We start from the raw sequence: 13,024 nt of genomic DNA, 5'->3' as shown, positions 1-13,024 counted from the left end.
TGCAGCGGGAAGGAACGAAAAAAGACGCACTGATCTAGGCCGGCGCGATGGGTCCGGTCAGTTCGGTGTATCAGCGATCCGATTTTTCGCGGTGTGTGGAGTACATATCGCCATGTTCGAGGCGAGGCCTGCTATGGAGCAACGCGATAATGTTTGGCGATCAAGCGATACAAACGCAGGCTTGGCACCGGCCTGCGATTGCGAGGCGCTGCAGATCCGCTTGCGACACGCCGAAGCACAGATTCGTCGTCTCACAAGATGCGTGCAACTGAAAGACGAGAAGCTCCGCGAGCTTGGCAAGGTCCTGGCGAACTCGGCGACCGCGCACTATTGCGTCGAAGAGCGATTGCAGCGTGAGCTCGACGCACTACGGATCGATATGCCGGCCGACGTGTTAAGCGAGTATCACGGTCCCATTCATGGCGAGTCAATGGGAGGCGGTGTGATCGTTCGGTTGCCGTACCTAACCGCGATTCTGTCAGTGTTATTTGATGCGATGCATGTATTTTGGGGCGACTGCGATGACGGCCGCCTGCCAAAATCTTCGACTATCGCCCATGCAATTGACGAACGTCTCGGACTGCGCGCACAGGCAAGCGGCGAAGGTTCGCGCACAGGTCAGGCCTATGCGTCCGCCATCCGGCCGGATTGGGTAAAGGACGCGGATAACCGGCATCACCGCCGGCGATCCACATCCTAATTGTGGTCTTGGAGGTCGAGCGCACCAATTCCCGCGGAGCGCGACGGTCCCGGCCGGGACGGGATCTATTGCACGTCTGCCGTGCAATGAGCAACGCGTGGCACGGTCCTCAGCGAGCCAGGAACGTTCGACGTGAGCGATCGATGCCACGTGATTGATGATCGGAGGCTCTCGAGGTCGGTTCCAAGGTTGGCGAACGCGACGGCCGTGAGATCAATGGCACAGACCACGAACGGAGAGGCAGCGGTCTCCGGATGAGGTCCCACATACTGAAGATCGAGGCCAAAGCGGCGATACAGTCGTGCGATTGCCTGGGTGACGACACCAATGATGCGGGTCGCGCCGAGGGACGCCGCGACGGCCATGACATAGGGAAACAGTTGCATGCCCGAACCGGCGAACCGCGATAGCTCCCATACGGTCGGTGAGGAGGGAAAATCGAGGTCCGACGAACGAAGAAGTAGTTCTCGGAGCAGGTACGGGGCGGTAGTTGGCATCAGACGCGCGCAACCACATATCTGTCCTTCGGAAGTGAGTTCAACAACCTGAATGGTGTTTTCGCCATCGAAGTGATCCCATTCCATGGTTTCATTTTCCTTAACATCGGGGAGCGGCCAGCCGAGGCGGCGCACGAACACGTCGTACCGGAACGCACCGAGTCCATCACGAAGTTCAAGCGGCAAGTCGCACAACCTACCCGCGATAATGAGTGGCATTTGCGTTCTCCATCGTTTATCGATGGGCGCCACCGTATCAAGTCGAAGCAACAAGCGGAACTAGTTAGGTAGGGAGGGTGGCGAAAATGAATATTGGCCGCGCATTATCCGTTCGAGATTGAAGATCTCCGGCTAGTCAGGAATTATCAATATATGGGATTCGAGCGGCGTGGGGTATGGTTAAAACACGCCGGCTGCGCGCTTACACACGGAAAGCTTTGACGGAAAATAAGGTGGCTAATCAAGTAGGCCGTAATTGGAGGCAATGACGGCGGCTGCTATCCTGCTATTCACGTTCAGGACCTTCATTGCTTCAGTGATATGATATTCGACGGTATGGCGGGATATTTCGAGAATCATGCAGATATCCGTCGATGTTTTTCCTTGTGCGACCCATGAAAGACATTGGCGCTGACGCGGGGAAAGCTGAATGAACGCCCTCGGATGGGGAGGAGCGAACCGATCCAGCTCCAAACGGAATAGATTGCTGATTACGCTCGCGAGTTGCCGACTCGTCCCCGCATTGATACGGGATGACGGCCCTGACAGATTGATGAGCAAAATACTGCCCCCGATCTCACGAATTGGAATGCTCAGCCCGTTTTTGAGTCCGGCGTCGCATGCTTCCACGAGCACATGTCGCTCAGCATGGTTCAAATCGGTAATATCGCCCCAGCGATAAGGTCCTGAGGAAGTAAAAGCCGCTCGATGTACGGGATCAACGGGGCCATAGTTGTGCTGTAGATAGTGCTGCACCCAGTTATTGGGATAATGCGAGCAGATTGCCTCCATAGACATGCTAGGTCTAGAGCGAATGCAAGTCAGGGAGATCCGTGTGACGGCGTAACATGGAAAACCCAATGGAAGCACCGCATTGCCAAGCAAGTCAGAAAGAGAAGAAATATCCTTTGCATCGGTAAAGAGAGACAGGATTGGTGCCATTCGGGTGGCTAATGTGACATTCCACGGTGGTGGCTTGGACGCTTTTTTGCTTGTGCGATGGCGAAATCGCGTTCTCATGACTTCTGCCTCACTTATTGCCTAGTGGCATTCAAGAGAAATGCTGGAGCAGGGCGCCATCACTGTGGCAGCGACTCCGGCAAACGGTATGGTAGTGGGGTGCTGAATACCTGCGCACTCGCTATGCGATGGCCGACGTCGGAGGTTGCGTCGAGAAGGACGTTGGGTGCGTAGCTAATGTGGAGTCTAATGGTTTGAACCGGAACGTCATCCAATAGATTGTAATAATTTAATACGCGATTTTATTTTTAAAAGTCACCGTCTCGGAACGAGAACGATATTGCAGCGTATTTAGCGATCGCGTGCCGCGCCATCAGCGAAATTTCCTGAATTCAACGATCCTGTTAGCGAACGAAGAGTGCCGCTGCGGAAAATCCTCCCACTCCGCGGGCGCATAGCAGGAAAGGCTTACCGGAAACCAGATCATCGCAGTCGGCGAGATTGATGAATGGATCGCTGACCGTCACATGCGCGACGCGAGCAAAGTTGTCCGTAAACAGGCATCGTGCTGGAAGACCGAGCGATGCGGTAGTTCGAAGCCAGGTTGGCAGATCAAGATGGGAAGGCAAGATGCGCTGAATTTCAGCTTGGGGCACATTCGCCTCAGCGCTCGTTTGCGTCGCGAGTCGACGCGCGGCAAAGAAGTACTGAGCTGCGATACGCGATTCATCTTCTCCCAGTGTGCCTAGCCAACCTTCTCCACTCGCGTGAAACGCCAGCGAGACCAATCGATTGATCGAGGTATCGCGTTCGACGAGCACAGCACATGCGCCGTCGCTGAGCAATCCCGCCCCGGCTATTGACCGATCGCTTGCGAGGGGCATGACGTCTGCGCCGACCAGCAGGCCGCGGTTGATAGCTGGACGGGCGGAAAACATCGCGCGAATGATCCGTAGCGCGCCCAGTGATGAGGCGCAATGCTGTTGCGCAAACGAGAATGCGTCTGCCTGCTCGAAACCAAAGTGTTCGCATAGCAGGCGTGGCAGGGATAGCGGCGGAGGGGCGACGCTGCCCTGAAGCGTATGAACGTAGACGAGAAAGTCGATCGTATCGGGAGCAAGATGGGTCGCACGAACGAGCGATTGGATGGCGTTCGCGGCGAGCGAAAGCGCAGTCTGTCCCCGAGCGTCATAGAACGAGTGCACCCCCGCTTCTTCGAGGCGTTTGACGGTCTCGACGGACTGCTTGGTTCGTTGGGCCCAACTGCGGACATCTTCGGCCGGCTCAGGCAGATAGTAAGCGGTATGGACGATCCCAATAGAAGCGCTCATGACGGGTTGAGATATAAGTGCGGCCTGCCATGCGATTCGAACAGTGCGCAACCGACGAAACCGCCCAGGCCGACGCCCCACGTCAGGATTCGGTCGCACACTGACAGGTCGTGAGATTCGAGTGTGTTGGCGAGCCGCACGATAGGTTCGGCTGCGCCCAGATGGGCGCGGCGGCGGTCGGAAAATTCAACGACACGGCGACTGAGATGTCGGCAAATAGCTTCTTCAAGTTGCGGATCTATTCCTGCTCCTACGACGGTGCCGAGGTCGTTCGGCTGAAGCGCGTGTCGGAGCAGTATCGCGTCGATCGTCGATTGCAGCGCCGGAACCCAATCGGTGCGGATGTCTAGGCTTGAGAGCGGGGCGGGTGGCGCGAACCGGTGGAGGCGGCTGGTGCGTGCGTCGATCACCACCAGTCCGCAAGACGCGGGTCTGGAGCGTTCCACGAGGATGGCACCGGCTGCATCGCCCTGCACAATTCCTTGGTCGGTCCATCGCGAGAACGGCGGACACCACTTTTCTGCAGCGACGATCAAGATGGTGTGGATTTCGGGCTCCGCAATCAGCAGATCACTCGCCAGCTGGAGGGCCGTGAACGTGGAGGCCCCCTGCTGTTGGGAGATGGAGAACGGGAAGCAGGGCGTGCCGATTACTGCACGCAAGCGTCCAGCGGTCGTGGTGGACACATGCTCGTTGAGGCTACTGTGGCAGAACATTGCAATATCGATCGGCGCTGCATTGGCTGGCCGCGCAGCACATATTGTCTGCGCCACTTTCGCGGCGAGCCCAGATAGATCGGTATCGCGCTCAACAGGGACACAACGAAATTCGTCCGGCGCTGCGCTGATTGCAGCGCTTCCGGTTGAAGCCGCCTTCTTTGTGGGGTGACGGGCGTAATCCGCTTGCCACGACGCGACCCAAGCGTGCCAACCGGACCGCATCGGAGCACCGAGCGTCGGCTCGATTCCGCGCTCACGCTGTACAGCGACTGTGTGCGGCACATAGCTGGCAAGTGCCGTGATCACAGGTGTATTCATCGTGCACGTGGTAGCGCGAGGTCGTCGGGCAGCAGGTCATAAAGGAGCCGCCCGACGCGCGTGCTATCGATGAGATGACAGTCTCGTTGCAGTCCGATCAGACGAAAACCCAGGCGCGCGAGCAGACGTTGCGACGGCACATTGCAGTCGACAGCCCATGCAGTGATGCACCGCAGCCGATCACGGACGAACGCTTCATGAAGGAGGTATGTCGCTGCGTTGAAAGCCATATTGACGCAAGTTGGCCGCAACCGGTCGCGGAGGATCCAGAATGTGCCTGTCGCGAAGAGATGCGTGACATCACTGACGGCGACTATACCGCTCGGCACTGTATAGCCAACCGAACCGAATACGCGTATTCGATGCTGTCTGCTATGGACCATTGCTTGCACCGCCAATGCGGGTAGGGTTTGGCGGCCGAGCCCGAAGTCGAACCACCGACCGATGGTCGGCTGAGCGAGCCAGGCGACGATATCGTTGATGTCATTCGGCCCTGGTTTGCGTAACCAGCACGTGGATGACGTTACATGCGTTGCAGCGTTGCCCATTGAGGGCTGAAGCGCGCCATCCGTAGGGGCGTTACCATTCATACGTCTACCTCCCCATTTTCGATCCGCGGTTCCGCGAGCCAGCCGAGCGCTGTGTCGATGCGCAGCAGGAGTTGGGCAACCCAATGGCTGCTCTGGAAGCGGGCTGCCGGCGGGAGACCTTCAACGTAGCCGTGCCCACCGCAAAGCTGCACGAATTCACGACTGACGTTGACCGACTCGGCCGCGACGTGTCGCAGTAACTGACGGACCAACGGGACCGGCGCCGACGGGCGAGCCGTCCTTACTGCCTGCAAAAACAGGTGAGTGCCATGGGTGACGATCAGCATGTCGGATAATCGCGCCGCGACGAGCTGGTGGCTTGCTAACGGCTTTCGGAACGCTTGCCGAGTCGTCGCGTAATCGAACGCGAACCGGACGCTATGTTGCATGGCGCCCGTCAAGAGCGCAGCGAGATAGAGGCCGATTTCCGTCATGTACGTTTGCGCGGGAGGAACGCTATCGCTGTCGGCTCGCGCAATCACGGCGAGGGGCGTTTCGGCCGCGGCTTCGTCCGAATGCAATTGCTCCAAAACGAGGGTGCCGAGCGTCGCGATGCCTGTCGATCTCGAAGGTCGCTGATCACGTGGGCGCTCGGTGAGGAGGAGGCGCCGCTTGTCATCTATCCGCATGGCGAGGGTCACAGCGTCGCCCAGTGGACCGAGTTGCCATATTGTTGCGTTGTCGATGCCGGGCACGGACAACGCGATCGCTGTTGTGCCGTCGAAATACGCCTGAACTGGCCGAGCCAGAACTGGACCGAGTGCATTGTGCGTCCGGAGCACCATGAGCGCGGGTGCTGTCAGCGTCAACTCCAACGCACGCTCAAGCGGTCCAGCGGCGAGCGCTTCGACAACAAGTGCCAGGCCGTGACGGTCGATTCCGAGGCCGCCGTGTTCCTCGGGTAGGACCATTGCTCCAAGATCAAGTGTGGCGGCAGCGAGTCTGACGGTTTCTTGCCACGCTGCTACGTTGGGTGAACCGGCAAGCAAAGGCTCCAGTCGGTTGCGCGCGAAGCGTTGGCTCGCGATATTGAGGTTGCGTTGATCATCGGTCAGTGCCCACGGCGCCGGAGCGGGCCCTGGCGGGAAGGAGTCGGGGGAGAACATCACAATCCTCCACAAAGGACGAGGGTGGTCAGACGAGCATCTCGATCGCATCAGGGTGGCCGAGAAAGTCCCTAGGGCTGGCCGAGCGTCCATACGCACCTGATTGGAAGACGACCACAAAGTCCCCAATGCGAGCCTCGGGAAGCAGCACGTCGTCGGCGATCCGGTCGAGCGGCGTGCACAGGCATCCGACGATGTGGCAACGCTCCGTAGGGGCTTGTGTTTGGCGATTCCCGATGGCGACCGGAAAATTACGGCGCAGGATCTGCCCGAAGTTTCCCGATGCAGCTAGATGGTGGTGCAGGCCGCCATCGGTGATCAAGAATGTTCGGTCTCGGGATACCTTGCGATCGATCACTCGGCAGACATAGATGCCGGCTTCCCCGACCAAATATCGCCCAAATTCCAAGATCGCGCGCGTGTCCGGTAAGCGACCGCGGAATACGCCGAGCCAATCGTGCATGGCATCGGTGACCGCAGCGAGGTCAAGTGGTGTTTCCCCCGCGAAATAGGGGATGCCGAAACCGCCTCCGAAGTTCACGTATTGCGGCGCGACTGGCAGGCCGCCGGCCAATCTCACGGCGAGATCCGCGCTCTTGCGTTGAGCTTCGATGACGGTCGGGGCATGTAGACACTGGGACCCCCAGAAAATATGAAAGCCGGCCAGTGCCACTTCCCTTGCATCGAGCTCGCGCAGTAGCTCGGGCACCTGCTCCGCATCGAGCCCAAAAGGGGTGGCCCCGCCACCCATGCGCATGCCGCTGTGATCGACGTGAAAGTCTGGGTTGACTCGAATGGCGACCTTGGGCTGCACACCGAGCTCCCAGCCGAGCGCAGTCACGAGGTGCAACTGCGTGGTCGATTCGAGGTGAATGTTGACACCGCTTGCGACGGCGCGACGCAAGTCGTCGCGGCTCTTGCCAGGCCCGGCGAAGCCGATCAGTTCTGCGGGCATGCCGGCATTCAGCGCAAGTGCCATCTCATTGGCCGATGCCACATCGAACCCATCCATCTGTGGCGCAAGGTGATGGACGACCGCGGGCATCGGGTTCGCCTTAATCGAGTAATGTAGGTCGATACCGGCTGGCAGCGTATCGCGCAGCGTGCATACACGCTGGTCGAGCGTTGCGCGATCATAGGCGAAGAACGGCGTGCGCCCTGCACGATCGGCTAGGCGATTGATCTCGACGCCGCCGATGGTGAGGACGCCGTTGTGCTCCCCAAACAGCCCGTTCACGACTGCCTCACTTCGGAGACGGTGTCAGAGCTCGAGAAGGCGGCGCGCAATGCGGCCCGATCGAATTTCCCGTTGGGGTTGCGCGGAACTGTCTCGCGGACCACGATGCGTTGCGGCACCATGTAGCGCGGTAGATGTTCCACACACCAGGCCTGAAGCGTTTGAGCATCGAAGCACGTGGCGACCGGCACAACCAACAGGACGATCGCTTCCCCAAGTTCATCGTCAGGGATTCCGAAGGCAACCGCCTCCATGACCAGGCCACTGTCGTGAACGACTTCTTCGATCTCTTCCGGGCTGATGCGATAACCAGAACTCTTGATTTGGGCGTCGTTGCGTGCGACGAAGTACAGGAATCCTTCTGCATCGCGCCGTACCAGATCGCCTGACCAGACAGCACGATCCCGCGGCGCGCCACCGGGTTTCAACTCGGGCGAAGGTCGATAGCGCTGGGCTGTCCGCGTCGCGTCATTCCAATAACCGAGCGTGACGCAGGCTCCGACATGGACGAGTTCTCCGGTTTCGTCCGGCCCGCAAGGCGAGCCATCATCGCGCACGACCAGAATTCGGGCGTTAGGTACGGCTTTCCCAATGGAATCGGGGCGGTGGTCCACCTCTGAGGGATCGAGAAACGTGGAGCGAAATGCCTCGGTCAGGCCATACATCAAATAGGGTTTGGCCTGCGGAAACAATGCCCGGAGTTGCTGCAAGACGGGCGCCGGAAGTCGGCCGCCAGTATTCGCGAAGTAGCGTAGCGTCCGGCGTGCCGTTTCAGGCCAAGCCGCACGGACCAGTTGCATCCACAAGGGCGGTACGCCCGTGATCGCCGTAATGCGTTCGCTCGCGCAGGCATCGATGACGTCTTGCGGTGCCAGATAGTTGATGAGCACGGCGGTGGCTCCCGACGCCCAAGTCGATGTGAGCTGACTCAGACCAGCATCGAAACTGAGCGGCAGGGCGGCGAGGATTCGATCGGATGAGACGTTGTTCAGATAGTGAGCAACGCTCCAGGCACCTTCGAGCAGGTTGCGGTGGCTCAGCATCACGCCTTTCGGCAATCCGGTCGAGCCTGATGTGTAGAGAATGGCAGCCAGATCCGTGTCGACATTGGCCGACGCCGGTGATTGTGGCGGATTGTCACCATCGCGTTCCGTGCGATTTCCGCTTGCGGACTCGGGCCAGCTTTGAACGTGCGTTGTTGTTCGGAGGTGTCGGCTTGCGGAGCCGGCATCGTCCACGATAATCGTGTAGGAAACGCCGGTAAGACCATGTTCGTCAAGGACCCGCGCGCGCAGCGCGCTGGTAATCAGGCAATCGGCACTGGAGTCGAGCAGGATGTGAGCGACCTGCTGGGGTTTGAGGAGCGGGTTGATGGGAACGAACACGCATTGCGCCGCGGCGGCACCCAGCATCGACACGACCGTCTCGACACGTTTGTCCAGATAAATCGCAATGCGCGCGCCGGCCGTGAACCCAAGTGCGTGGAGGGCGTCGCCCATACCGCGCGCGCGCAGAGCCAGATCTTGGTAGCTTATGCGGGCGGAACCGCAGACGAGCGCTTCCACATCAGGTGTGCGGCTTGCAGCCGCTTCCACGAGGTCGAGTATGTTTCTCATGACGGTATCCGGATCGAATGTCGAGCGTTGAAAGGAAATCGATGGGCTGATCAGTGGTGGACCACCATTGCACCAAAGCACCCTGCTAGGCCACATGAGAACAGCAGCGAGTAACCGCCCGGTTCCCGGTTCGAACATGTCTGGAAGTTAATGAAGGGATCGGCGCCAAAGACATGGCCGATCGGCGCGAAGTTCGCCGTGAAGAGCCGCTCGCGAGGGATGGCTAGCATTGCCATCAGCCTGGACCAGCCCGGAAGATTGGCGTGGTGAGGCAGTACGTGCGTAATCTCGCGTGTCGTAATGCCCGCTTGCTGAATGGCGGCACGCATGGTCGTGAACGCAGACCAGTAGTATCGATCGTCGGGAACCGGCTGCAGATCCTCGTCCGTACCGCGGAAGGATCGTCCGTCTGTATACAAGTGCAAGCCCGCGATCGCGTTTCGGTGACCGCCTCGTTCTAGCAGCAGCGCACAGGCACCGTCGCTATGGAGCGCAAGATCCTGGATTGCTCGCAGCCGATCGCAGTGGGAACCGATCACGTCGGCGCAGACCACAATCGCGCGCCGGATGGTGAGTTGTCGCGAGGCGAGTGCCTGCAACACACGGATCGCGGCCATTGGTGAGACGCAGTGCTGTTGCATGATTGAAAATGCCAGCGCACGGTTCAGATTCATTTGGGACTGGATCTGTTGCGTAGTACTCGCGGGTGGTGCGATAACGCTGGTCTGAATCGTGTGCGTGTACACGAACGCATCGATCGTTTCGGGTGCTGTTCTGGTGTTGCGCAGCAGGGACGATATAGCGTCGACGGCAAGTGTCACGGGCGATTCGCCAACTGCGTCGTGGAACTGCGTTACGCCGTTTTCGATCAGTGCGCGCGCACGAGTCGACGGCTGACCACAGCGCTCCGCCCAGCGAAGCGCATCCACAGTCCGATCTGGCAGGCTGAACGCGATGCCAGATAGAGAAAGGGAGCCGGCTTGTTGCGACGCAATCATGATCCACCTCGACGAAATTCAAGGAGAGCGCAACCGGCCTGCCCTTGGAAACCGGCAGACCAAACGAGGGTATGTTGTCCCTCGTTAGGGTTGATCGATTGCAGCAGCGCGTCGAGTCGCGCGGGCGTGTCGGCTGCGCAGAAATGGCCGGGCGCGTCCATGCATATGCGGCAGGCACGTTCGGGCCGCAATCCACAGCGCGTGTGGATTTCGTGAGCCAGATGAGTGTCGACTGGCGCAGGAAGTACCCAGTCGACATTGCCAGGTTGAAAACCCGCGCTTGCGCACGTCTCGCCAATGACATCCGTGAGGGTCGATGTGTAGATGAGTTCGCGCTCGCTTGCGAGAGGTGGGATTACGGGCGTCCGTACTGTGAGCCCGCTTATCCGCCATCCGGGGCCGGGGTGTCTCGCGATCAGTACGGCAGCGGCCCCGTCGCCCATGTCGATCTGCGCACCTATCCGACGTGGGAATGGCCGGCGCCAGCGCTCCGCGGCGACAATCACGACGGTATTCAGTCGGATGTCAGCGGCCATCATCGCCACGGCAATCTCCAACGCCATCAGGAACGACACGCCTTGAAGCTGGCCGACCGCCAGCGGTGCTCGGCTTGATCCAAGTTCGCTGTGGAGACGGCAGGCGCACGACAATGCCAGATCATGTTCGAAGCTCGTTGTGCATACGATGATTTGATCGAGTGTGAGCGCGACGACCTGAGATGACGACTCAAGCAGCGTTCGCACAGTGGCAAGTGCCATGTCGGACAATGTCTGGTCGGATTCCGCAGCGACCCGGTTTTCAGTAGCCCGTGATGCTTGCGGCAACGGAATACCGGCCAAGCCGAATGGGGCACCACTGTCGCGCCACCGCAGCGTATCGGCATACACTGCTTGCATCACGTCCTCTCGTGCGGACCCACCGGAAACCATGAATGGTTCGGAATGTGCATCGGCCGGGACATCGTGCTGTGGGATATATCGCGCCGTGGCGACAATGCGCGGTTCGGCGCCAGTGAAGTTAGTCGAAGGACGCATGGGATTCGACGAAAGAGACGAGATTGCCGAAGCGCAGGAACAGATCGGCGGATAGATCCTCGGGGGCCAGCGTGAAACCGAAGCGCTGTTCGAGTTGCAGCAGCAAGTCCGTCATATTCATCGAATCCACACCGACATCGAAGAGGTTCGTGTCGTCTACGATGAGATCGGTGCTCAGGGTGCTGCCAAGTACCGATAGCAAGCAAGCTTTCACTGTCTCGGATACGCTGGCGGAGCTGGGGGAAACGGGATGGGTTGCCATGAACGATCTCCAGTGCGAAGTTTCGGATGGGTTCAGGATGGGTGCGCTTCTGTAGAGCGGTGCGGCGCGGGAGAGATGACCTCCCAGGGAAGAGAAGCCGAGCGGAGTGTGGAGCGAGCAATCATGAGTCGCTGCAGGTCCCCGGTACCTTCCATGATGTCGAAGGCCTTTGCATCGCGATAGCTTTGCTCAAGCGACGGAAAGGCAGCGATACCATCAAGGCCGGCGAGTTCGATTGCAACTCGGGTGATGCGGGCGGCTACTTGTGACGCGTACGCCTTGGCCATTGACGCGTCCTCCGAAGTGGCCATTCCTTGATCTGTTTTCCACGCCGCGTGTCGGCAGAGCAACTGGGCTGTAGTGATTTGCCGATCGATATCGAGAAGAGCGTCGTTCACGTCGGCAGTGCGATGGCGTTGATTCACAGGATGTCCGCCTGCGTCGAAGTAGGCCGCGAGATCGTCGCGTACTCGTTGACATGCGCCGACCATGACCGCGGAAAGTAGGGGGCGGAAGTAGTCCCATGCGTGTTGTGCGCCCGAAAACGCGTCGTTGAGAGGCTTTTCGTCACCGCGTCTGAGAAGTGCGTCGTCGGGTACTTCGCAGTCGTTGTAGGAGAGAACCGCGAGTTGACTGGCGCGCAGCCCCGCCATTTGCTCGACGCGATCGACGGAGAGGCCCGGGGTATTGCGATCGACATGGAACGCTCGAACACCGAAGCGACCAGCGTGCCGATTGATGGTGGCGAACGTGATGACATCGTCCGCGCGTGCGCCATTGGTGATGAAGCACTTGGTGCCGTTCAGCACCCAGCCGCGCGCCGTCTTGCGAGCGGTGGTCCGCATTGCGGTCGCATCCGAGCCGCAGTCGGGCTCTGTAATGGCGAACGCACCCCAACGCGGTGTGTCGCTGCGAAATCGTTCGAAGAAGCGGGTCTGTTGCTCGCCGCTGCCGAGTGCGAGGACGGGCGGCATTGCGAGGCCGGGGCCGGGCAGCGCGAGCGCGAGTGCCGCGTCGGCGTACCCGAGATATTCCATCAGTGTGGAGCGCGACATCAGGGATTGCACGTCCGCGCAACCTCCATACGCGGCCGGAACGAGATTCAAGTTCAGCACAGGAACGTCCGAGGGTGCACAAACTGCATCTGGAATCTGCCGTGTCCGGTCGGCTTCCGGGCCGTGCAAACGCATACGTGCAGCAAGTTGATCCAGATCTAGCCCGTCGGCCGAGAGGGTGGCTCGGATGGTCGCAAGCGCGGATTGCATCTGAGACGACTTCACCGACTGTGACATGAGGGATTTCTCCTGATGGCAACCGACATCGAGTGACCGACATGCAGGGAAGTGGTGATGGGTACTCGGCGTATGGTGTTCGGATTGCAGCGTAGGTCCTGGTCACTATCCCGGCTACTCCTAACCTTGGGAGGGAGGCTTGCAT

Annotated in this window: 13 protein-coding genes; 1 reads left to right on the top strand and 12 read right to left on the bottom strand. The window is 59.6% G+C overall.

Translation table 11 applies throughout. The annotated features are described in order from the left end of the window. The first annotated feature begins 133 nt into the window (after positions 1-133). Entirely contained in the window at positions 134-700 is a 567-nt protein-coding gene (locus tag Q3A80_RS02680; protein ID WP_226281331.1) for a hypothetical protein, read from the top strand. Between the two features lie 65 nt (positions 701-765). On the opposite strand, the gene Q3A80_RS02675 is transcribed toward Q3A80_RS02680, so the two are convergent. From Q3A80_RS02675 to Q3A80_RS02620, 12 genes are all read right to left on the bottom strand, one after another. Continuing rightward, a complete protein-coding gene (locus Q3A80_RS02675; protein ID WP_446327545.1) occupies positions 766-1,416 on the bottom strand; it encodes an acyl-homoserine-lactone synthase in 651 nt (216 codons plus the stop codon). 237 nt (positions 1,417-1,653) lie between these two features. After that, entirely contained in the window at positions 1,654-2,358 is a 705-nt protein-coding gene (locus Q3A80_RS02670; protein WP_446327544.1) for an autoinducer binding domain-containing protein, read from the bottom strand. A gap of 422 nt (positions 2,359-2,780) precedes the next feature. Continuing rightward, positions 2,781-3,707, bottom strand: a complete 927-nt coding sequence (locus Q3A80_RS02665; RefSeq protein ID WP_446327543.1) for a 3-oxoacyl-ACP synthase — start codon at positions 3,705-3,707, stop codon at positions 2,781-2,783. Further along, positions 3,704-4,744 (bottom strand): 3-oxoacyl-ACP synthase, encoded by a 1,041-nt coding sequence (locus tag Q3A80_RS02660; protein WP_446327542.1) that lies wholly within the window; start codon positions 4,742-4,744, stop codon positions 3,704-3,706. The genes Q3A80_RS02665 and Q3A80_RS02660 overlap by 4 nt, the downstream gene beginning before the upstream one ends. After that, positions 4,741-5,334 (bottom strand): GNAT family N-acetyltransferase, encoded by a 594-nt coding sequence (locus Q3A80_RS02655; protein ID WP_446327541.1) that lies wholly within the window; start codon positions 5,332-5,334, stop codon positions 4,741-4,743. Before Q3A80_RS02655 ends, Q3A80_RS02660 begins: the two co-directional genes overlap by 4 nt. Next, on the bottom strand, positions 5,331-6,440 hold the full coding sequence (locus tag Q3A80_RS02650; protein ID WP_446327540.1) for an acyl-CoA dehydrogenase family protein: 1,110 nt from the start codon (positions 6,438-6,440) through the stop codon (positions 5,331-5,333). Before Q3A80_RS02650 ends, Q3A80_RS02655 begins: the two co-directional genes overlap by 4 nt. 28 nt (positions 6,441-6,468) lie before the next feature. After that, positions 6,469-7,677 (bottom strand): pyridoxal-dependent decarboxylase, exosortase A system-associated, encoded by a 1,209-nt coding sequence (locus Q3A80_RS02645; RefSeq protein WP_446327539.1) that lies wholly within the window; start codon positions 7,675-7,677, stop codon positions 6,469-6,471. Next, positions 7,674-9,293 (bottom strand): acyl-CoA ligase (AMP-forming), exosortase A system-associated, encoded by a 1,620-nt coding sequence (locus Q3A80_RS02640; protein ID WP_446327538.1) that lies wholly within the window; start codon positions 9,291-9,293, stop codon positions 7,674-7,676. The genes Q3A80_RS02645 and Q3A80_RS02640 overlap by 4 nt, the downstream gene beginning before the upstream one ends. Positions 9,294-9,343: 50 nt before the next feature. Further along, entirely contained in the window at positions 9,344-10,291 is a 948-nt protein-coding gene (locus Q3A80_RS02635; protein WP_446327537.1) for a 3-oxoacyl-[acyl-carrier-protein] synthase III C-terminal domain-containing protein, read from the bottom strand. Continuing rightward, positions 10,288-11,187: a 3-oxoacyl-[acyl-carrier-protein] synthase III C-terminal domain-containing protein gene (locus tag Q3A80_RS02630; protein WP_446327536.1), complete on the bottom strand. Its 900-nt coding sequence runs from the start codon at positions 11,185-11,187 to the stop codon at positions 10,288-10,290. Before Q3A80_RS02630 ends, Q3A80_RS02635 begins: the two co-directional genes overlap by 4 nt. A 121-nt stretch (positions 11,188-11,308) precedes the next feature. Further along, complete coding sequence (locus Q3A80_RS02625; RefSeq protein ID WP_043177519.1) at positions 11,309-11,587, bottom strand: acyl carrier protein; 279 nt, start codon at positions 11,585-11,587, stop codon at positions 11,309-11,311. Between the two features lie 32 nt (positions 11,588-11,619). Further along, a complete protein-coding gene (locus Q3A80_RS02620; RefSeq protein WP_446327535.1) occupies positions 11,620-12,879 on the bottom strand; it encodes an acyl-CoA dehydrogenase family protein in 1,260 nt (419 codons plus the stop codon). Positions 12,880-13,024: the final 145 nt, after the last annotated feature.

It is taken from the genome of Burkholderia sp. SR8 (assembly GCF_052851275.1).
The sequence above is the reverse complement of the archived record's forward strand: the minus strand, read 5'-3'. Positions and strand labels throughout refer to the sequence as shown.

Excerpts from the sequence above, each read along its gene's own strand:
- Q3A80_RS02660 (WP_446327542.1), bottom strand. The coding sequence starts at position 4,744 with ATGAATACACCTGTGATCACGGCACTTGCCAGCTATGTGCCGCACACA.
- Q3A80_RS02620 (WP_446327535.1), bottom strand. The coding sequence starts at position 12,879 with ATGTCACAGTCGGTGAAGTCGTCTCAGATGCAATCCGCGCTTGCGACC.
- Q3A80_RS02630 (WP_446327536.1), bottom strand. The coding sequence starts at position 11,187 with ATGCAAGCAGTGTATGCCGATACGCTGCGGTGGCGCGACAGTGGTGCC.
- Q3A80_RS02680 (WP_226281331.1), top strand. The coding sequence starts at position 134 with ATGGAGCAACGCGATAATGTTTGGCGATCAAGCGATACAAACGCAGGC.
- Q3A80_RS02650 (WP_446327540.1), bottom strand. The coding sequence starts at position 6,440 with ATGTTCTCCCCCGACTCCTTCCCGCCAGGGCCCGCTCCGGCGCCGTGG.
- Q3A80_RS02670 (WP_446327544.1), bottom strand. The coding sequence starts at position 2,358 with ATGGCACCAATCCTGTCTCTCTTTACCGATGCAAAGGATATTTCTTCT.
- Q3A80_RS02655 (WP_446327541.1), bottom strand. The coding sequence starts at position 5,334 with ATGAATGGTAACGCCCCTACGGATGGCGCGCTTCAGCCCTCAATGGGC.
- Q3A80_RS02635 (WP_446327537.1), bottom strand. The coding sequence starts at position 10,291 with ATGATTGCGTCGCAACAAGCCGGCTCCCTTTCTCTATCTGGCATCGCG.
- Q3A80_RS02640 (WP_446327538.1), bottom strand. The coding sequence starts at position 9,293 with ATGAGAAACATACTCGACCTCGTGGAAGCGGCTGCAAGCCGCACACCT.
- Q3A80_RS02675 (WP_446327545.1), bottom strand. The coding sequence starts at position 1,416 with ATGCCACTCATTATCGCGGGTAGGTTGTGCGACTTGCCGCTTGAACTT.
- Q3A80_RS02665 (WP_446327543.1), bottom strand. The coding sequence starts at position 3,707 with ATGAGCGCTTCTATTGGGATCGTCCATACCGCTTACTATCTGCCTGAG.
- Q3A80_RS02625 (WP_043177519.1), bottom strand. The coding sequence starts at position 11,587 with ATGGCAACCCATCCCGTTTCCCCCAGCTCCGCCAGCGTATCCGAGACA.